Source organism: Pseudomonas sp. AC112 (genome assembly GCF_979253545.1).
Genome location: NZ_CEEDCM010000001.1, coordinates 1,042,314 through 1,061,312, shown reverse-complemented (window position 1 = coordinate 1,061,312; position 18,999 = coordinate 1,042,314). Strand labels below are relative to the sequence as shown.

The 18,999-nt window shown below is 60.4% G+C and carries 17 protein-coding genes; 9 read left to right on the top strand and 8 right to left on the bottom strand.

What is annotated here, in order from left to right; translation table 11 throughout:
- Positions 1-2 precede the first annotated feature (2 nt).
- A complete protein-coding gene (locus tag AC0IYN_RS05020; protein ID WP_043204830.1) occupies positions 3-581 on the top strand; it encodes an RNA polymerase sigma factor in 579 nt (192 codons plus the stop codon).
- Positions 578-1,555 carry a FecR family protein gene (locus tag AC0IYN_RS05015; RefSeq protein WP_457248372.1) on the top strand — a complete coding sequence of 326 codons (978 nt, stop codon included), beginning with the start codon at positions 578-580 and terminating at the stop codon, positions 1,553-1,555. The genes AC0IYN_RS05020 and AC0IYN_RS05015 overlap by 4 nt, the downstream gene beginning before the upstream one ends.
- Here AC0IYN_RS05015 and AC0IYN_RS05010 read toward each other — a convergent pair whose 3' ends face one another.
- Positions 1,556-1,906, bottom strand: coding sequence for a glutaredoxin family protein (locus AC0IYN_RS05010; protein ID WP_471840710.1), 351 nt, complete (start codon positions 1,904-1,906; stop codon positions 1,556-1,558).
- Positions 1,906-2,910 carry a nucleoid-associated protein YejK gene (gene yejK / locus AC0IYN_RS05005; protein ID WP_010212893.1) on the bottom strand — a complete coding sequence of 335 codons (1,005 nt, stop codon included), beginning with the start codon at positions 2,908-2,910 and terminating at the stop codon, positions 1,906-1,908. Before yejK ends, AC0IYN_RS05010 begins: the two co-directional genes overlap by 1 nt.
- A gap of 397 nt (positions 2,911-3,307) precedes the next feature.
- On the opposite strand from yejK, the gene AC0IYN_RS05000 reads away from it, so the two are divergent.
- Positions 3,308-3,589: an HU family DNA-binding protein gene (locus tag AC0IYN_RS05000; protein WP_003188840.1), complete on the top strand. Its 282-nt coding sequence runs from the start codon at positions 3,308-3,310 to the stop codon at positions 3,587-3,589.
- 64 nt (positions 3,590-3,653) lie between these two features.
- On the opposite strand, the gene rlmF is transcribed toward AC0IYN_RS05000, so the two are convergent.
- The 6 genes from rlmF to AC0IYN_RS04970 all read right to left on the bottom strand — a co-directional run bounded on the left by rlmF (position 3,654) and on the right by AC0IYN_RS04970 (position 11,832).
- Complete coding sequence (rlmF, locus tag AC0IYN_RS04995; RefSeq protein ID WP_471840708.1) at positions 3,654-4,673, bottom strand: 23S rRNA (adenine(1618)-N(6))-methyltransferase RlmF; 1,020 nt, start codon at positions 4,671-4,673, stop codon at positions 3,654-3,656.
- Between the two features lie 213 nt (positions 4,674-4,886).
- Complete coding sequence (locus AC0IYN_RS04990; protein WP_457240583.1) at positions 4,887-6,218, bottom strand: IS4 family transposase; 1,332 nt, start codon at positions 6,216-6,218, stop codon at positions 4,887-4,889.
- A 119-nt stretch (positions 6,219-6,337) separates the two neighbouring features.
- Positions 6,338-9,184: a valine--tRNA ligase gene (locus AC0IYN_RS04985; RefSeq protein ID WP_471840706.1), complete on the bottom strand. Its 2,847-nt coding sequence runs from the start codon at positions 9,182-9,184 to the stop codon at positions 6,338-6,340.
- A 213-nt stretch (positions 9,185-9,397) separates the two neighbouring features.
- On the bottom strand, positions 9,398-9,781 hold the full coding sequence (locus AC0IYN_RS04980; RefSeq protein WP_457240125.1) for a DNA polymerase III subunit chi: 384 nt from the start codon (positions 9,779-9,781) through the stop codon (positions 9,398-9,400).
- A gap of 7 nt (positions 9,782-9,788) precedes the next feature.
- Entirely contained in the window at positions 9,789-10,217 is a 429-nt protein-coding gene (locus AC0IYN_RS04975; RefSeq protein WP_012722396.1) for a DNA polymerase III subunit chi, read from the bottom strand.
- A gap of 124 nt (positions 10,218-10,341) precedes the next feature.
- Positions 10,342-11,832, bottom strand: coding sequence for a leucyl aminopeptidase (locus tag AC0IYN_RS04970; protein ID WP_406597854.1), 1,491 nt, complete (start codon positions 11,830-11,832; stop codon positions 10,342-10,344).
- Positions 11,833-12,116: 284 nt separating this feature from the next.
- Here AC0IYN_RS04970 and lptF point away from each other — a divergent pair, with 284 nt between their 5' ends.
- The 6 genes from lptF to era all read left to right on the top strand — a co-directional run bounded on the left by lptF (position 12,117) and on the right by era (position 18,853).
- The gene (gene lptF, locus AC0IYN_RS04965) at positions 12,117-13,235 is read left to right on the top strand and encodes an LPS export ABC transporter permease LptF (protein WP_406597855.1); all 1,119 of its coding nucleotides are present in this window, start codon (positions 12,117-12,119) and stop codon (positions 13,233-13,235) included.
- A complete protein-coding gene (gene lptG, locus AC0IYN_RS04960; protein ID WP_100491429.1) occupies positions 13,228-14,307 on the top strand; it encodes an LPS export ABC transporter permease LptG in 1,080 nt (359 codons plus the stop codon). The genes lptF and lptG overlap by 8 nt, the downstream gene beginning before the upstream one ends.
- A gap of 151 nt (positions 14,308-14,458) precedes the next feature.
- A complete protein-coding gene (lepA, locus tag AC0IYN_RS04955; RefSeq protein ID WP_406597856.1) occupies positions 14,459-16,258 on the top strand; it encodes a translation elongation factor 4 in 1,800 nt (599 codons plus the stop codon).
- A 5-nt stretch (positions 16,259-16,263) separates the two neighbouring features.
- Positions 16,264-17,118: a signal peptidase I gene (lepB, locus tag AC0IYN_RS04950; RefSeq protein ID WP_078047052.1), complete on the top strand. Its 855-nt coding sequence runs from the start codon at positions 16,264-16,266 to the stop codon at positions 17,116-17,118.
- A gap of 150 nt (positions 17,119-17,268) precedes the next feature.
- Positions 17,269-17,958, top strand: coding sequence for a ribonuclease III (rnc, locus tag AC0IYN_RS04945; protein WP_016978270.1), 690 nt, complete (start codon positions 17,269-17,271; stop codon positions 17,956-17,958).
- Positions 17,951-18,853, top strand: coding sequence for a GTPase Era (era, locus tag AC0IYN_RS04940; protein ID WP_034102340.1), 903 nt, complete (start codon positions 17,951-17,953; stop codon positions 18,851-18,853). The genes rnc and era overlap by 8 nt, the downstream gene beginning before the upstream one ends.
- The last annotated feature ends 146 nt before the right edge of the window (positions 18,854-18,999 follow it).

Sequence of the window (18,999 nt, the reverse complement as noted above, 5' to 3'; positions counted from 1 at the left end):
ACATGATGATCAGCACGCCACCCGAATCCCAGGACAGCCAGCACGCTGACGCGGCAGGTGGACGTGCGCATTTCCTGCAGGTGTTTTTGTCCCAGCGTTCACAGATGGAGGCCTTGGTGAGTCGCCGCGTGGGGTGCCGCGCCACGGCGGCCGACCTGGTGCAGGATCTGTTCCTGCGTTTCTGGCGCCGGCCGCTGGTGCAAGTCGAAGAGCTCAGCACCTACCTGTTGCGCTGCGCCGGCAACATCGCCATCGATCACCTGCGCAGCGAAGGCGCCCGGGTGCGCAGCAGTGAAGGCTGGCTGCCCGAACAGCAAGATAACCAGGGTTCCGAACCCCAGGCAGCACTGGAAGCCGGCAACGATCTACGCCACGTCGAAGCCGCCCTGCGCAGCTTGCCCGAGCGCACGCGGCAGATTTTCCTGCTCAACCGTATCCACGGCCGCAAGTACGCGGAAATCGCCAAGGCCATGGGCCTGTCCCAAAGTGCCGTGGAAAAACATATGATGCGTGCCCTCGAAGCCTGCAAAGCCAGCCTTCGCGAACCCTCATCTCCACGCACGCCAGGGAAAGCACCGTGAACGTCACCCCCACGCCCGCCCAGGAACAAGCGGCCCTGGCCTGGTTGAGCCTGCTGCACGACCAGCCCAGCAGTGGCGACCAGGCCACATTCAGCCAGTGGCTGCGGGCCGACCCTGCGCACGTCGAGGCCTATTCCCAGGCCCAGGTGCTGTGGGAGTTGAGCGAAGTACCGGCGCGCAAGCTGGCGGACGAAGAAGCGCTGGCGTTGCAGGGTTACCTCAATGCCATGCACACCTCGAAGCGTTCGCGGCGGGTGCGTTGGTCCGGGGCGCTGGCCATGGCTGCATGCCTGGTGGTGATGGTGTCCATGGGCGCCGGCTGGCAGCCGTCGCGCTGGGTCGATGACTTGGGCGCCGACTACGTGACGGCGCCCGGCGAAATCAAAACCGTCACCCTGGCCGACAAATCCCAAGTCACCCTCGATGCCGACAGCGCCATTGCCGTGGATTTCAAGCAGGGCGAGCGGCATATCCAACTGCGCCGAGGGGCCGGCTTTTTCAGCGTGACCCACACCGGTGAGTCTTTCGTCGTGGAGGCCGGCAGTGGCGAGGCACGGGTGCTGGGCACACAGTTCGAGGTGCGCCTGCAACCGGCAGGCGCCCAGGTAACGGTATTGTCCGGGCGGGTTGGCGTGACGCCTTCAAAGCAGGGCCAGCAGCAAATTCTTACGGCGGGGCAGCAGTTGGCCTACGCCGATGGCATGGCCGATCCGATGCACGGGGTCGACAGCGAATCACGCCTGGCCTGGCGCGACGGTTGGCTCAACTACTACAAGGCGCCGCTGGCCGACGTGGTCAAGGACCTGGAACGTTACTACCCCGGTCGCATCCTGTTGCTCAACGATGAGATGGGGGCCAAGCGCGTCAGCGGCAGCTTCCCAAGCAAGGACCCGCAGGCGGTGTTGAAGGCGTTGCAGGCCGTGCTCGGCTTTGAACAGCACACAGTACTGGGGCGGATGATCGTGGTGCGCTGATTACTTCAGCGCCGCCATGATTTTCTCTGGGCTGTATTCACGAATCAGCGTGCCATTCACGTCCACAAATGGAATCCCACCACCCCCCAACGCCTCATACGCCTTGCGTGCCTGGGCGTCCTTCTCGATATCGAAGGCCTGGTAGGGAATGCCTTTCTGGTCCAGGAACCGGCGGATCTGCTTGCAGTACCCACACCACTCGGTGGCGTAGAGCACCACGTGCGCCGAGGCGCGCACGTGCTCAGGGGCAACTTGCGTTGGGTTGAACACCCGCTCGATCTTGCCCCAGTTCTGGATCACCACCACCACCAGCAACACCAGCAGGACTTTCTTGAAAACCCCGCCGAGCATCAGTTGCGGCGCTTGAGCTGGTCAGTCAGTTGGGTCGGCAGGCCCTTGATGATCAAGGTGCCGGCGGCTTCGTCGTACTCGATCTTGTCGCCCAGCAGGTGGGCTTCAAAACTGATGGACAAGCCTTCGGCACGTCCGGTGAAGCGGCGGAACTGGTTGAGGGTGCGCTTATCCGCCGGGATTTCCGGCGACAAGCCGTAATCCTTGTTGCGGATGTGGTCGTAGAAGGCTTTTGGTCGATCTTCATCGATCAAACCCGAGAGTTCTTCCAGGCCCATTGGCTCGCCGAGCTTGGCCTGGCTGCTGGCGTAGTCCACCAAGGTCTTGGTTTTCTCGCGGGCGGATTCATCCGGCAAGTCTTCGCTTTCGACAAAGTCGCTGAACGCCTTGAGCAGGGTGCGTGTTTCGCCCGGGCCGTCGACGCCTTCCTGGCAGCCGATAAAGTCGCGGAAGTATTCCGAAACCTTCTTGCCGTTCTTGCCTTTGATAAACGAGATGTACTGCTTGGACTGCTTGTTGTTCTGCCACTCGGAGACGTTGATGCGCGCAGCCAGGTGCAGTTGGCCGAGGTCCAGATGGCGCGAGGGGGTCACGTCCAGTTCGTCGGTCACCGCCACGCCTTCGCTGTGGTGCAGCAGGGCGATAGCCAGGTAGTCGGTCATGCCTTGTTGATAGTGGGCAAACAGCACGTGGCCGCCGGTGGAGAGGTTGGACTCTTCCATCAGCTTCTGCAGGTGCTCGACAGCGGTGCGGCTGAAGGTGGTGAAATCCTGCCCGCCGTCGAAATACTCCTTCAACCAGCCGCTGAACGGGTGCGCGCCGGACTCGGCATGGAAGAAACCCCAGGCCTTGCCTTGTTTGGCGTTGTAGCTCTCGTTGAGGTCGGCGAGCATGTTCTCGATGGCGGCCGACTCGGCAAGCTCGGAGTCGCGGGCGTGGAGAACTGCGGGTGTGCCGTCGGGTTTTTTGTCGATCAGGTGGACGATGCAATGACGGATCGGCATAGGCTTCTCGGCTGGTTGAGAGGGGAGCGGTCGGCCTCCCCGAAAAGTCGCCAAGTGTACCGCACCATTGGCCGAGACGGGCTTCGAAGGGGTGCTTTGGGCATCCTCCGACGGGCTATATGCCTTTTTTTCACGGTTTAGAGCGATAAAGCTGACCAAATGGGTAGGTAGAAGCGGATATTTCCCCGTCTCTGTGCTAGTTTTGCCCCGTCTTACGCCAAGTCTCGGCGATAAGCGTGCATTCAGCATCTGTCAGGTCGAACCAATCCCCGTTTCAAGCATCTATAACCCCGATCTCCGTGGTTATAGCCGGGGGTGCCAGGCCATGACGGTCGGGCTCGACGGCTGACACTGCACTCTGCAATCCATATGAATTTGATAGGGAAGGAACACCACAATGGCTATTACTAAAGACCAACTGATCGCTGACCTGGCTGAAGCAGTAGACGCACCGAAAACTACCGTGCGCGCCCTGCTGGACCAACTGAGCCAAGTTGTTGCTGACCAGCTGGAAAACGGCGGCGAAATCACTCTGCCAGGCGTTGGCAAACTGAAAGTGACCGAGCGTCCTGCCCGTACTGGCCGTAACCCTTCGACTGGCGCTGCCATCGAAATCGCTGCCAAGAAAGTTATCAAGCTGGTTGTGGCCAAAGGCCTGACCGACGCTGTTAACAAGTAAGACGCAGCAAAAAAAACCGTGCTCCGGAGCGATCCGGGCACGGTTTTTTGTTGCCTGCGATTTGTCAGTCGCGAACCCAGCGCTGGCGCCAGATCTGCTGCTCGTTCTTGGTCTGGAAGGTCCAGGCCACGAAGCGGCTTTGCTTCTGGCCCTGGGACATTTCCACCACCTGGCTCTCCAGCACGCCGGCTTTTTTCAGGGCTGTCTCGATCGCGGGCAAGTTCGACGCTTTTGACACCAGGGTGCTGAACCACAACACCTTGTGGGCAAAGTGCGCGCTCTCGGCGATCAACTGGGTCACAAAGCGCGCTTCACCGCCTTCACACCACAGCTCAGCCGACTGGCCACCGAAGTTCAGTACCGGCAACTTGCGCTTGGGATCGGCCTTGCCCAAGGCGCGCCACTTGCGCTCGCTGCCCTTGGTGGCTTCGTCCATGGACGCATGGAACGGTGGGTTGCACATGGTCAGGTCGAAGCGTTCACCCGGCTCCAGCAAGCCCAGCAGGATCTGCTTGGGATTGTTCTGCTGGCGCAGCTGGATGACCTTGCTCAGGTCGTTGGACTGCACGATGGCCTTGGCCGCCGCCACGGCGATAGGGTCTACCTCCGAGCCGAGGAAGTTCCAGCGGTACTCCATGTAGCCAATCAGCGGGTAGACGCAGTTGGCGCCCATGCCGATGTCCAGCACCTTGACGATCGAACCGCGCGGGATCTTGCCGTCATTGACGCTGGCCAGCAGGTCGGCGAGGAAATGCACGTAGTCGGCACGCCCTGGCACCGGTGGGCACAGGTAATCGGCCGGAATGTCCCAGTGCTGGATGCCATAGAAGGCTTTGAGCAGCGCACGGTTGAACACGCGCACCGCATCCGGGCTGGCGAAGTCGATACTTTCCTTGCCGTACGGATTGATGATCACGAATTGCGCCAGTTCCGGCGTGGTCTTGATCAGCGCCGGGAAGTCGTAGCGGCCTGTGTGGCGGTTGCGCGGATGCAGGGTGGCCTCTTTGCGCGGCACAACGGGCTTGGCCGTGGCTGCGGTTTTAGGCTTCTTGCGCGGAGGTTTTGGCGAGCTGGGGGCGGTCATGGGCTACGTCGATTCTGGGGTTGCTTCAAAAGTGGTGGGTATTGTCACACATTCCGAAGTTGCCCTCGGTTAAATGTGGGAGCGGGCTTGCTCGCGAATACGGTGGGTCAGTCATTGGGTGTGTGTCTGATAGACCGCATTCGCGAGCAAGCCCGCTCCCACATTGATTGGGTTTTCACACCCAAAAAAAAGAGGCCCGAAGGCTAATGCCAGTCAGTTAAGCTGACTGGCATTTTTATTTCTGATTGGATACTTCGGTGATTTGAGCCGGATGGCTCGGGGATAAATACGCTCCTCTCGCCGATGAGGCAGGACATAGTGCGGCGCTGAAGCATGAAGCTCGGCCAGGTATTTGGGGATGTTCCCGGAGCGGTCGGCCGAGACGCTGTTGATAAACCCTAAAATTGCCCAGGTACAGGCGGTAAAGCTCATTTCACATGGGTAAATACCCGGGCAGTGACGGCTCATTTCTACCATCTGATAGCGCAACAGGTTGTAGCCCAGCAACACGCCCCATAGTTCCTGCTCGATCATCTCGGGCGTCCTGCTACGCAAGGTATAGCTGCTGTTGAGCAGCGTCTGTTTCATCTCCCGAAAGCCCAATTCGATCTCCCATCGCTGGCTGTACAGGTCGACGATTTCATCAGACGGGAAGCGCAGCGGGTCGATCATTGACGTCAGGATCTGACACACCTTGCCCTTGACGGTTTTGCTCAGCAGTCGCGCAATCAGGCGCTCGGGCAGTCCCGGCCATTGCTTGCGGGCCTGCGGCGAAGTGCTTAACGAGACCACTGCATCCTGACGGCCCAAACGCTGAACAACTTCGTACTGCGCACCTTTGCGCAGTGGCATCAGCCAATGGCGCTCGGTGCCTGCTTGCTGCCATTGGTGCAGCAATCCCAAGGAGTAGAAGCCGCGATCGAAGAGAGTCAACGAGTGATCGGGCGTGGTGTCGATCAGTTGTTCGGCCAGTTTCATTTCGTTGCTGCGATAGCCATCAAATGCACTGCCGATCAACATGTGACTCGTCAATTCCATCTGACAGACCATGCGTACCTGGGGGAAACCGGTGTCGCCGTGCTGGTTGCTGGCCGAATCGTAGCGCGCTCGATTTTCGGGGGTGTCAGGCGTTCGCCAGACGACACCGTCGACGCCCAACAAGCGCAAACCGGCCCAAGTCGGATGGTTAGCTGCTTCATGCCAACTTTTCTGAGTCAGGTCGAAGACCTGTCGTACGGCTTCGCTACCGAGTCTCTGACGTGCCTGGACTACAGCGCTGGGGGCCACTAACGGGCGTTGACCCGGCAGCATGATGTTCATGCGACTGACCACATCCCACGCTGACATGCGCCGGAAGAACGCCATGGAAATCACGCACCAGAGCATCATTTCCAGCGGCAAGCGTCGCTTGCGCAGCGTCGCCACACCGGCCTGTTCAAGCGCCTGCTCGACCAGAGAAGGATCGAGCAAGGAATCCAATCCCTCGATTGAGTTTGGAGTGGAAGCGAAGTTGTGGGTCAGTTCCAGTGCCCGAGCGAGACGCATAAAAAAATCCGATGCCAGTACAGGCATCGGATTTTGATTTCTTGCGGCCAAAGGTCAAGCGAGATGGCTTAACTGATCGGCATTAGGCCCGAAGGCCTCTTTCTGACACGCGGTCCACCTTATAGGCTGGAGATCCGCGCATGTTGCTCCGCCAGCTTGCCCAGGGCCTGTTCAGCCTCGGCCAGCTTGGCGCGTTCTTTCTCGATCACTTCAGCCGGTGCCTTGTCGACGAAGGCCGCGTTGGACAGCTTGCCGCCCACGCGTTGCACTTCGCCTTGCAGGCGGCCGATTTCCTTGTCGAGACGAGCCAGTTCGGCTGCCTTGTCGATCAGGCCTGCCATCGGCACCAGCACCTCCATGTCGCCGACCAGTGCGGTCGCGGACAGTGGTGCTTCTTCGCCGGCCGCCAATACGGTGATCGACTCCAGCTTCGCCAGCTTCTTGAGCAGCGCATCGTTCTCGGTGAGGCGACGCAGGTCTTCGGCACTGGCGTTCTTTACAAACACCGCCAATGGCTTGCCCGGACCGATGTTCATCTCGGCACGGATGTTACGCGTGCCCATCATCAGGGTCTTGAGCCATTCGATATCGCTTTCGGCCGCCTCATCGATGCGCGCTTCGTTGGCCACTGGCCAAGGTTGCAGCATGATGGTCTTGCCTTCGATACCGGCCAGCGGCGCCAGGCGCTGCCAGATTTCTTCGGTGATGAACGGCATGAACGGGTGCGCCAGACGCAGCGCCACTTCCAGCACGCGTACCAGGGTGCGACGGGTGCCGCGCTGGCGTTCAACCGGCGCGTTCTCGTCCCACAGTACCGGCTTGGACAGTTCCAGGTACCAGTCGCAATACTGGTTCCAGATGAACTCGTACAAGGCCTGTGCGGCCAGGTCGAAGCGGAACTGGTCGAGTTGGCGGGTCACTTCGGCTTCGGTGCGTTGCAGCTGCGAGATGATCCAGCGGTCGGCCAGGCTCAGCTCAAAGGCTTCGCCGTTCTGGCCGCAGTCTTCGCCTTTATCCAGCACGTAGCGCGCGGCGTTCCAGATCTTGTTGCAGAAGTTGCGATAGCCTTCGACGCGGCCCATGTCGAACTTGATGTCGCGACCGGTGGAGGCCAGCGAGCAGAAGGTGAAGCGCAGGGCGTCGGTGCCATAGCTGGCAATACCATCGGCGAACTCGTCGCGGGTCTGCTTCTCGATCTTCTTCGCCAGTTTCGGCTGCATCAGGCCCGAGGTGCGTTTCTGCACCAGGGTTTCCAGGTCGATGCCGTCGATGATGTCCAGCGGGTCCAGGACGTTGCCTTTGGACTTGGACATCTTCTGGCCTTGGCCATCACGCACCAGGCCGTGCACGTACACGGTCTTGAACGGTACCTGCGGGGTGCCGTCCTCGTTTTTCACCAAATGCATGGTCAGCATGATCATCCGGGCAACCCAGAAGAAAATGATGTCGAAACCGGTGACCAGCACGTCGGTGGAGTGGAATTTCTTCAGGAACTCGGTCTGTTGCGGCCAGCCCAGGGTGGAGAAGGTCCACAGGCCGGAGCTGAACCAGGTGTCCAGCACGTCGTTGTCCTGTTGCAGCGCAATGTCGGCACCGAGGTTGTTCTTCGCACGCACTTCGGCTTCGTCGCGGCCTACGTAGACCTTGCCCGACTCGTCGTACCAGGCTGGAATGCGGTGACCCCACCACAGTTGACGGCTGATGCACCAATCCTGGATGTCGCGCATCCACGAGAAGTACATGTTTTCGTACTGCTTGGGCACGAACTGGATACGGCCGTCTTCCACGGCGGCAATGGCAGGTTCTGCCAATGGCTTGGTGGACACGTACCACTGGTCGGTCAGCCACGGCTCGATCACGGTGCCGGAGCGGTCGCCCTTCGGCACTTTCAGGCCGTGGTCGTCAACGCTCACCAACAGGCCGGCGGCGTCGAAGGCAGCGACGATCTGCTTGCGCGCTTCAAAACGGTCGAGGCCTGCGTATTCAGCCGGGATCTTGCCGTCGATGCTCTCGTTCAGCGTGCCGTCCAGGTTGAACACCTGGCAGGCCGGCAGTACGGCGGCATTTTTGTCGAAGATGTTCAGCAGCGGCAGGTTGTGGCGCTTGCCGACTTCATAGTCGTTGAAATCGTGGGCCGGGGTGATTTTCACGCAGCCGGTGCCGAATTCAGGGTCGCAGTAGTCGTCTGCGATGATCGGGATACGACGGCCCACCAGTGGCAGCTCGACAAACTTGCCGATCAGCGCCTGGTAGCGTTCGTCGTTCGGGTTAACGGCCACGGCGGCATCGCCGAGCATGGTTTCCGGACGGGTGGTGGCGACGATCAGGTAGTCGTTGCCTTCAGCGGTCTTGGCGCCGTCGGCCAGCGGGTACTTGAGGTTCCACAGGAAGCCTTTCTCGTCGTGGTTTTCCACTTCGAGGTCGGAAATCGCCGTGTGCAGCTTGGTGTCCCAGTTGACCAGGCGCTTGCCGCGATAGATCAGGCCGTCTTCATGCAGGCGCACGAATGCCTCTTTCACGGCTTCCGACAGGCCGTCGTCCATGGTGAAGCGCTCGCGGCTCCAGTCTACGGACGAGCCCAGGCGACGGATCTGACGGCTGATATTGCCGCCGGACTGGTCTTTCCATTCCCAGATCTTTTCCAGGAATTTCTTGCGACCCAGGTCATGACGGTTCTGGCCAGTGGCTTCCAGTTGGCGTTCCACCAGCATCTGGGTGGCGATACCGGCGTGGTCGGTGCCCGGTTGCCACAGGGTGTTGCGGCCCTGCATGCGGCGGAAACGGATCAACGCATCCATGATTGCATTGTTGAAGCCATGGCCCATGTGCAGGCTGCCAGTGACGTTCGGTGGCGGGATCATGATGGTGTAGGAATCGCCCGCGCCTTGCGGGGCGAAATAATTCTCGGACTCCCAGGTCTCGTACCAGGAAGTTTCAATAGCGTGCGGCTGGTAGGTCTTATCCATGCGCGGCGGGACCCTAGTTGGCATTTATTCAGGAAAGCCGGCAAGTATAACGGGGGATAGGGCGCAGGGCGAGGCGAAGACGGGCTTGAAATGTATGGGCGGCAAATGTGGGAACGGGCTTGCTCGCGAAAGCGGTGGCTCAGCCAATGCATGTGCTGACGGTCACACCGCTTTCGCGAGCAAGCCCGCTCCCACAGGGGATCTGCGTTGGCTTCAATTCTGGTACTGGCTCAGCAACCGCTCCATCCGCGCATCGAGCCGGCGCTTGATCTCGGTTTCGATGTGCGGGGCAAAGTCGTCGATCACGTCTTGCATGATCAGTTGCGCGGCGGCGCGCAGTTCGTTGTCCAGGTGCAGCAGCAGGGCGTCGGGGCCTTTTTCGACAGCCGCCGGGGCTGCGACAGCGGCCTCGACCACAGGCTCCGGCGCGGCAGGCTTGCCGCCGACCATGTCGAACAACAGCGGAATCTGTACCTCGCCCTCGACCGAATCGGTCAACAGCGGCGGTTGCAAGTCATCATCACCCAGCAACTGGCGGATCGACTCAAGGTCGTCCAGCAGGTGGTCGTCTTTTTTTAGAGGGTTTGGCGTGTCCATCATTTACTCAAAGTCGTTGTAGCCGGTGATCTTGCAGAGGATAGCCCTGTTCGCGGTAGAAACGGAAACTCTCCCGCGCGGCCTGACGAATAGCCGGATCCTCCACCACCACTTCCGCCACACGGGCGAATGCCTTGGCGAACGGCGGCACTTTCAGGTCCAGGTTGACCAGCAGGTCATGGTGGTCGCCGCAACTGTCGCCCAAACCCAGTACCACCAGGCCTTCGGGTTCAGACTCGGCAGGGCCGTGGGGCACGAAGCTTTCGCCCTTGAAGCGCCACAGGCGGGCATCCAGTTCGTCGCGCTGGGCGGCATCGCTGCAATGCAGGTAGATGCGGTGGCCCATGCGCCAGGCTTTTTCGGTGAGTTTGCAGGCAAAGTCCAGGCGCGCGAGCGGGTCGGCGCTGGGCAATATATAGAAGTCGACTTGGGTCATTGCAGTTCCTGGGCATGCGCATACCCCCTGTAGGAGCCGGCTTGCCGGCGATAAATCCCTTGAATCTTGTGGCGATTTCAAGGCAGCCATCGCCGGCAAGCCGGCTCCTACACAGGGGTTACGTTTAGGCCTTGGCGCGATCCAGCAGGTACTGGGTCAGCAGGGGAACCGGACGGCCGGTTGCGCCCTTGTCCTTGCCGCCGCTGGTCCAGGCCGTGCCGGCGATGTCCAGGTGGGCCCAGTTGAAGTTCTTGGCAAAGCGCGACAGGAAGCAGGCAGCGGTGATGGTGCCGGCTTTCGGGCCGCCGATGTTGGCGATGTCGGCGAACGGGCTGTCCAGCTGTTCCTGGTACTCATCGAACAGCGGCAGTTGCCAGGCGCGATCGTCGGCCGCCTTGCCGGCGCTGAGCAATTGCTCGATCAGCTCGTCGCTGTTGCCCAGCAGGCCCGAGGTATGGGAGCCCAGGGCGACGATGCAGGCGCCGGTCAGGGTGGCGATGTCGATCACGGCCTGTGGCTTGAAGCGTTCGGCGTAGGTCAGCGCATCGCACAGCACCAGGCGGCCTTCGGCGTCGGTGTTGAGGATTTCGACAGTCTGGCCGCTCAGGGTGGTAACGATGTCGCCCGGACGGGTCGCGCCGCCACTCGGCATGTTCTCGGCGCAGGCCAGGATGCACACCAGGTTGATCGGCAGCTTGAGTTCCAGCACGGCACGCAGGGTGCCGAACACGCTGGCGGCGCCGCCCATGTCGTACTTCATCTCGTCCATGCCCAGGCCCGGCTTGAGGCTGATGCCGCCGGTGTCGAAGGTGATGCCTTTACCTACCAGGGCGTAAGGCTTCTCGGACTTCTTGCCGCCGTTGTATTGCATCACGATCAGGCGTGGCGGCTGGTCGCTGCCCTGGCCCACGGCATAGAACGAGCCCATGCCCAGTTCCTTGATCTTCTTCTCGTCCAGCACTTCGACCTTCAGGCCCTTGAACTCTTTGCCCAGTGCCTTGGCCTGTTCGCCCAGGAAGGTCGGGTGGCAGATATTCGGTGGCAGGTTGCCCAGGTCGCGGGTGAAGGACATGCCGTTGGCGATCGCTGTCGCGTGGGTCACGGCGCGCTCGACTTCAGCCTGGGCTGCCTTGATGGTCAGCAGGGTGATTTTCTTCAGGGCGCGGGGTTCGGCCTTGGTGCTCTTGAACTGGTCGAAAATGTAACCGCCGTCTACCAGGCTCTCGGCCAGCAGGCGGGTCTTGCCGTAGCTGTCACGGCCTTTTACAACAATTTCGTCGAGTGCCAGCGCTGCGTCGCTGCCGCCCAGGCCCTTGAGGGTGGTGAGGATGCCGCTGATGATTTTGCGGAAAGGACGGTCGCCCAGTTCAGCATCCTTGCCCACGCCCACCAGCAATACGCGGTCGGCTTTCAGGTTGGGCAGGCTCTGCAGCAGCAGGCTCTGGCCGACTTTGCCGGCCAGGTCGCCGCGCTTGAGCACTGCGCTGATGGCGCCGCCGCTGAGTTCGTCGAGTTGCTTGGCGGCAACGCCGAGCTTGCGGCCTTCGCCGATGGCGACCACGAGGGTGGCGGTTTTCAACGTTTCGGGGCTAACGCTTTTTACAACCAATTCCATTTTCGGGTCCCTTATAAAGGTCGGTTAGCCAGGAGTCTGTACTCCGGCTTTAATACCAGGCAGCTGTGTAAACCGCCGGCGACAAAGGCCGCAGTTTGAACCTCGCCGGCGGAGGCTGACAACCCTTGGCGTATGCTTTGTGCGCGTGCATGAGGTTGCGCAGTGACAGGCGCGGCCAATCACAGGATAATGCGCCATCTTTTTAGCCGGCCCTGTGTAAAGGGGCTGACTCGGTATGCTTGCTTGTTTGGCCGCCTTAGCCTGACAACCCTGGAGTGTCTGGTTTGATCGTCTTCCGTTATCTGTCCCGCGAAGTCCTGTTGACCCTGAGTGCCGTGAGTGCGGTATTGCTGGTCATCATCATGAGTGGTCGTTTCGTCAAATACCTGGCCCAGGCTGCCTCCGGCGCCCTCGACCCAGGCTCGTTGTTCCTGATCATGGGGTTCCGACTGCCGGGCTTCCTGCAGCTGATCCTGCCGTTGGGCCTGTTCCTCGGGATCCTGCTGGCGTATGGCCGGCTGTACCTCGAAAGCGAAATGACCGTGCTCTCTGCTACCGGCATGAGCCAGCAACGCCTGCTGGGCATGACCATGATCCCGGCCGCCGGCGTCGCGTTGATCGTCGCCTGGCTGAGCCTGAGCCTGGCGCCCCAGGGCGCCATGCAGTTTCAACTGGTGCTGAACAAGCAGGACGCGATGACCGAGTTCGACACCCTTGAGCCCGGCCGTTTCCAGGCGCTCAATGATGGATCGCGGGTAACCTACACCGAGACCCTGACCGACGACCGCGCCAACCTGGGCGGTGTGTTCATCTCCGAGAAGCGTCTGGGCCAGGACAAGAAAGACCGTGGCATTTCCGTATTGGTGGCGGATTCCGGTCGCCAGGAAGTGCGTCCTGACGGCAGCCGCTACCTGATCCTGGAAAATGGCTACCGGTATGACGGCAGCCCGGGCATGGCCGATTATCGTGCGATCAAGTACGACACCTACGGCGTGATGCTCGCCCGCCCGGATATCAGTGACGAAGTCACCGACCGCGACGCCATCCCGACCACCGAGCTGTTCGGCAGCAAGGAATTGCGCTCCATCGCCGAGCTGCAATGGCGGATTTCGCTGCCGCTGCTGGTGTTCATCGTGACCTTGATGGCAGTGCCGCTGTCGCGCGTCAACCCGCGCCAGGGCCGTTTCCTCAAGCTGTTGCCGGCGATCCTGCTGTACATGGCTTACCTCACCATCCTGATTTCCGCCCGTGGCTCCCTGGAGAAAGGCAAGCTGTCGCCGACCCTGGGCCTGTGGTGGGTGCACGCCATCTTCCTGGTGATCGGCCTGGGGCTGCTGTATTGGGAACCGATACGTTTGAAAATGATGAGCCGTCGTGGCCAGAAGGAGTTGGCTCGTGGCTAAGCTCGATCGCTACATTGGTAGCAGCGTACTGATCGCCATCCTGGCGGTATTGGGCATCATCCTGGGCTTAGCGTCGTTGTTCGCCTTCATCGATGAAGTCGGTAACGTCAGCGACACCTACACCGTGTGGGACGTGCTGAGCTACGTGGCCCTCACCGCGCCGCGTCGTCTCTACGACATGATGCCGATGGCTGCACTGATCGGCTGCCTGATCGGCCTGGGCAGCCTGGCCAGCAACAGCGAACTGACCATCATGCGCGCCGCCGGCGTGTCCATCGGTCGAATCGTCTGGGCCGTGATGAAGCCGATGCTGCTGCTGATGGCGTGCAGTGTGTTGATCGGCGAATACGTGGCGCCACCGGCCGAAACCACTGCCCAGGCCAATCGCGCCCTGGCCCAGGGTTCGGGTGATGCGCAGAGCTCCAAGCATGGCCTGTGGCACCGCCAGGGCGATGAGTTCATCCACATCAACGCCGTGCAGCCAGGCGGCCTGTTGATTGGTGTGACTCGCTACACCTTTGACAAAGAGCGCCACCTGCTGGAGTCCAGTTTCGCCAAACGTGCGCAGTACAGTGGCGAAAAATGGCAACTGAGCGACGTTACCACCACCTACTTCCGCAATATCGGGCAAGGCACCAAGGCCAGCACCGAAGTGATCAATGTGCCGAGCCAGGAGTGGGACATCGCCCTCAAGCCGCAACTGCTTAATACCGTGGTGATGATCCCGGAAAGTCTGCCGATCTCCGGGCTGTGGGGTTACATCCACTACCTCAAGGACCAAGGCCTGAACAATGGCCGTTACTGGCTGGCATTTTGGGTCAAGGTATTGCAGCCGGTGGTGACTGCAGCGTTGGTGTTGATGGCGATTTCGTTCATCTTCGGCCCGCTGCGCTCGGTTACCCTCGGTCAGCGCGTGTTTACCGGCGTACTGGTGGGCTTCACCTTCCGTATCGCCCAGGACCTGCTTGGCCCGTCGAGCCTGGTGTTCGGCTTCTCGCCGCTGTTTGCGGTGCTGGTGCCCACGGCCATCTGTGCCCTGGCAGGCTTCTGGTTACTGCGCCGGGCCGGTTGATACCGCGCTTATGATCAAAAAATGCCCCGGTCGAGAGATCGGGGCATTTTTGTTCTGGTCAGCAAAGATGACGTCTGGCCTGAGCATCAGGTACAATTCCCGGCTATTTTTCAGCGGGCAATCTGCCTGCAGCCTTTTTGAGTGTTGATCCGTGAGTGATTTGAGTCATATCCGCAATTTCTCCATCATCGCCCACATTGACCATGGTAAGTCGACGCTGGCCGATCGATTCATCCAGATGTGCGGCGGCCTTGCCGAGCGTGAAATGGAAGCCCAGGTACTGGATTCCATGGACCTCGAACGCGAGCGCGGGATCACCATCAAGGCCCACAGCGTCACTCTGTACTACACCGCCAAAGACGGTATCAAGTACCAGTTGAACTTCATCGACACCCCGGGCCACGTCGACTTCACCTATGAAGTCAGCCGTTCCCTGGCGGCCTGCGAAGGCGCGTTGCTGGTGGTGGATGCGGGGCAGGGCGTTGAAGCCCAGTCCGTGGCCAACTGCTACACCGCCATCGAGCAGGGCCTGGAAGTCATGCCGGTGCTGAACAAGATCGACCTGCCACAGGCCGATCCGGACCGGGTAAAGGAAGAAATCGAAAAAATCATCGGCATTGACGCCACCGATGCCGTCGAGTGCAGCGCCAAGACCGGCCTGGGCGTCGACGAAGTGCTCGAGCGCCTGGTCAAGACCATCCCTGCGCCGACCGGCAACTACGAAGATCCGCTGCAAGCGTTGATCATCGACTCCTGGTTCGACAACTACCTGGGCGTTGTCTCCCTGGTGCGCGTACGCCATGGCCGTGTGAAGAAGGGTGACAAGATCCTGGTCAAATCCACCGGCAAGATCCACCTGGTGGATAGCGTCGGTGTATTCAACCCCAAGCACACCGCGACCACTGATCTGAAAGCCGGCGAAGTAGGCTTCATCATCGCCGGTATCAAGGACATCCACGGTGCGCCAGTCGGTGACACCCTGACCTTGAGCTCCACCCCTGATGTCGACGTGCTGCCGGGCTTCAAACGTATCCAGCCGCAGGTCTACGCCGGTTTGTTCCCGGTCAGCTCCGACGACTTCGAAGACTTCCGTGAAGCCCTGCAGAAGCTGACCCTCAACGATTCGTCGTTGCAGTACACCCCGGAAAGCTCCGACGCGCTGGGCTTCGGCTTCCGTTGCGGCTTCCTCGGTATGCTGCACATGGAAATCATCCAGGAGCGCCTTGAGCGCGAATACGACCTGGACCTGATCACCACCGCGCCGACCGTTATTTTTGAGCTGGCGCTGAAAACCGGTGAAACGATTTACGTCGATAACCCGTCGAAGCTTCCAGACTTGTCCTCCATCGAAGACATGCGCGAGCCGATCGTGCGGGCCAATATCCTGGTACCGCAGGAACACCTGGGCAACGTCATTACCCTGTGTATCGAAAAGCGTGGCGTACAGCACGACATGCTGTTCCTCGGTAGCCAGGTGCAAGTGACCTACGATTTGCCGATGAACGAAGTGGTCCTGGACTTCTTCGACCGTCTCAAATCCACCAGTCGCGGCTATGCTTCGCTGGATTACCATTTCGACCGTTATCAATCGGCTAATCTGGTGAAACTGGATGTACTGATCAACGGCGACAAGGTGGATGCCCTGGCACTGATCGTGCACAAGGACAACGCGCACTACAAAGGTCGCCAGTTGACCGAGAAGATGAAAGAACTGATTCCGCGCCAGATGTTCGACGTCGCGATCCAGGCCGCCATTGGCGGGCAGATCATTGCGCGGACCTCCGTCAAGGCACTCAGAAAGAACGTATTGGCCAAATGCTACGGCGGTGACGTAAGCCGTAAGCGCAAGCTGCTTGAGAAGCAAAAGGCCGGTAAAAAACGCATGAAGCAAGTGGGCAACGTGGAAATTCCACAAGAAGCCTTCCTTGCGGTGCTCAGGTTGGATAGTTAGGTCCTATGTCGCTAAATTTCCCGCTGTTGCTGGTCATCGCCGTTGCCGTTTGCGGTCTCTTGGCGTTGCTCGATCTGGTGTTCTTCGCCCCGCGTCGGCGGGCGGCTATCGCGTCCTATCAGGGCAGCGTCAGCCAGCCCGATGGCGTGGTGATCGAGAAGCTCAACAAAGAGCCCTTGCTGGTTGAATACGGCAAGTCGTTCTTCCCGGTGTTGTTCATCGTGCTGGTGCTGCGTTCGTTCCTGGTGGAACCGTTTCAGATCCCCTCGGGGTCGATGAAACCTACCCTGGACGTGGGCGACTTCATCCTGGTGAACAAGTTTTCCTACGGGATCCGCCTGCCGGTGATCGACAAGAAGGTCATCGAGATCGGTGACCCGCAGCGCGGCGACGTGATGGTTTTTCGCTACCCGAGCGACCCTAACGTCAACTACATCAAGCGTGTTGTAGGCTTGCCGGGCGACGTGATCCGCTACACCAGCGACAAGCGCCTTTTCATCAATGGCGAGTCGGTGGCCGAGAAACTGATCGGCTCCGAGCCGAACAGCCTGGGCAGCGCCGAGTTGTACCAGGAAAAACTCGGTGCGGTGGAGCACGAAATCCGCAAGGAAATGAGCCGCTACCGTGCCCAGCCTGACGGCCAGTGGACAGTGCCGGCCGGGCACTACTTCATGATGGGCGACAACCGCGACAACTCCAATGACAGCCGGTACTGGGATGACCCCAACATTCCCAAGGACCTGCTGGGCATGGTTCCCGACCAGAATATCGTCGGAAAGGCCTTCGCGGTCTGGATGAGCTGGCCGGAACCCAAACTCAGCCACCTGCCGAACTTCTCGCGGGTCGGGCTGATCAAGTAATACAGGCGGCGCTGTGAACACAGCGCCGAATGCTTTTCTGGGGTGGGGACAAATCGGTTCCGCCTCATGCAGCACCAATCAGGATTTGAATTTGAACACTGCGTCAATCGTCGATGGCCGCCGGTGCCACCAAACAGATATGGGTAAACCGTGAGCGTTTCTTTAAGCCGTCTCGAGCGCCAGCTCGGCTACACCTTCAAGGACCAGGAATTGATGGTCCTTGCCCTCACACACCGCAGCTTTGCAGGGCGTAATAACGAGCGCCTGGAATTCCTCGGTGATGCCATCCTCAATTTCGTCGCCGGTGAAGCCCTGTTCGAGCGCTTTCCCCAAGCCCGTGAAGGCCAGCTGTCGCGCCTGCGCGCGCGCCTGGTGAAGGGCGAGACCCTGGCCGTGCTGGCCCGTGGTTTCGGCCTGGGCGAGTACCTGCGCCTGGGCTCTGGCGAATTGAAGAGCGGCGGTTTCCGGCGTGAATCGATCCTGGCCGACGCCCTTGAGGCGCTGATCGGTGCGATCTACCTCGATGCCGGCATGGAAGCGGCCAAGGAACGTGTTACCGCGTGGCTGACGTCCGAGATCGAAAGCCTCACGCTGGTCGACACTAACAAAGATCCCAAGACCCGCCTGCAGGAATTCCTGCAGTCCCGCGGTTGCGAACTGCCACGCTACGAAGTGGTGGATATCCAGGGTGAGCCTCATTGCCGCGTGTTCTTCGTGGAATGTGAAATCACCTTACTGAATGAAAAAAGCCGAGGTCAGGGTGTGAGCCGTCGTATTGCCGAACAGGTAGCGGCCGCTGCAGCACTGATTGCCCTGGGCGTGGAGAATGGCCATGACTGATTCAACCGCAACACGCTGTGGCTATGTTGCCATCGTCGGCCGCCCGAACGTGGGCAAGTCCACGTTGCTCAACCACATCCTCGGCCAGAAGCTCGCGATCACCTCGCGCAAGCCGCAGACCACCCGCCACAACATGCTGGGCATCAAGACCGAAGGCACCGTGCAAGCGGTGTACGTCGACACCCCGGGCATGCACAAAGGCGGCGAGAAAGCCCTCAACCGCTACATGAACAAGACCGCGTCGGCGGCGTTGAAAGACGTTGACGTGGTGATCTTCGTGGTCGACCGCACCAAGTGGACCGACGAAGACCAGATGGTCCTGGAGCGCGTGCAGTACGTCACCGGCCCGTTGATCGTCGCGCTGAACAAGACCGACCGTATCGAGGACAAAGCCGAGCTGATGCCGCACCTCAGCTGGCTGCAAGAACAACTGCCGAACGCGCAGATCATGCCGATCTCCGCCCAGCACGGCCACAACCTCGATGCCCTTGAGCGCGTGATCGCCGAGCACTTGCCGGAGAACGAGCACTTCTTCCCGGAAGACCAGATCACCGACCGCAGCAGCCGTTTCCTTGCCGCCGAACTGGTGCGCGAGAAAATCATGCGCCAGATGGGCGCCGAGCTGCCCTACCAGATCACCGTCGAGATCGAAGAGTTCAAGCAGCAGGGCAAGACCCTGCACATCCATGCGCTGATCCTCGTCGAACGTGACGGCCAGAAGAAAATCATCATTGGCGACAAGGGCGAGCGCATCAAGCGCATCGGCACCGAGGCGCGCAAGGACATGGAATTGCTGTTCGATTCCAAGATCATGCTCAACCTGTGGGTGAAGGTGAAGGGTGGCTGGTCCGATGATGAGCGTGCACTGCGCTCCCTGGGCTACGGCGACCTGTAAGAGCGCCGCTGGTGATGCGGGCCGGGCGTGTTGTGGTGAGCGGGCTTGCCCCGCGCTGGGCTGCGAAGCAGCCCTGAAACCAGGCCCCGAGATCTGACTGAATGAACCCCGGTTATTTGACTGGGGCTGCTTCGCATCCCAGCGCG

Bases quoted from the DNA above. Each gene is read 5' to 3' on its own strand.
- AC0IYN_RS04990 (WP_457240583.1), bottom strand. From the start codon at position 6,218: ATGCGTCTCGCTCGGGCACTGGAACTGACCCACAACTTCGCTTCCACT.
- AC0IYN_RS05020 (WP_043204830.1), top strand. From the start codon at position 3: ATGATGATCAGCACGCCACCCGAATCCCAGGACAGCCAGCACGCTGAC.
- yejK (WP_010212893.1), bottom strand. From the start codon at position 2,910: ATGCCGATCCGTCATTGCATCGTCCACCTGATCGACAAAAAACCCGAC.
- AC0IYN_RS04985 (WP_471840706.1), bottom strand. From the start codon at position 9,184: ATGGATAAGACCTACCAGCCGCACGCTATTGAAACTTCCTGGTACGAG.
- AC0IYN_RS05000 (WP_003188840.1), top strand. From the start codon at position 3,308: ATGGCTATTACTAAAGACCAACTGATCGCTGACCTGGCTGAAGCAGTA.
- era (WP_034102340.1), top strand. From the start codon at position 17,951: ATGACTGATTCAACCGCAACACGCTGTGGCTATGTTGCCATCGTCGGC.
- lepB (WP_078047052.1), top strand. From the start codon at position 16,264: ATGTCGCTAAATTTCCCGCTGTTGCTGGTCATCGCCGTTGCCGTTTGC.
- AC0IYN_RS04970 (WP_406597854.1), bottom strand. From the start codon at position 11,832: ATGGAATTGGTTGTAAAAAGCGTTAGCCCCGAAACGTTGAAAACCGCC.
- rlmF (WP_471840708.1), bottom strand. From the start codon at position 4,673: ATGACCGCCCCCAGCTCGCCAAAACCTCCGCGCAAGAAGCCTAAAACC.
- AC0IYN_RS04975 (WP_012722396.1), bottom strand. From the start codon at position 10,217: ATGACCCAAGTCGACTTCTATATATTGCCCAGCGCCGACCCGCTCGCG.
- AC0IYN_RS04980 (WP_457240125.1), bottom strand. From the start codon at position 9,781: ATGGACACGCCAAACCCTCTAAAAAAAGACGACCACCTGCTGGACGAC.
- AC0IYN_RS05010 (WP_471840710.1), bottom strand. From the start codon at position 1,906: ATGCTCGGCGGGGTTTTCAAGAAAGTCCTGCTGGTGTTGCTGGTGGTG.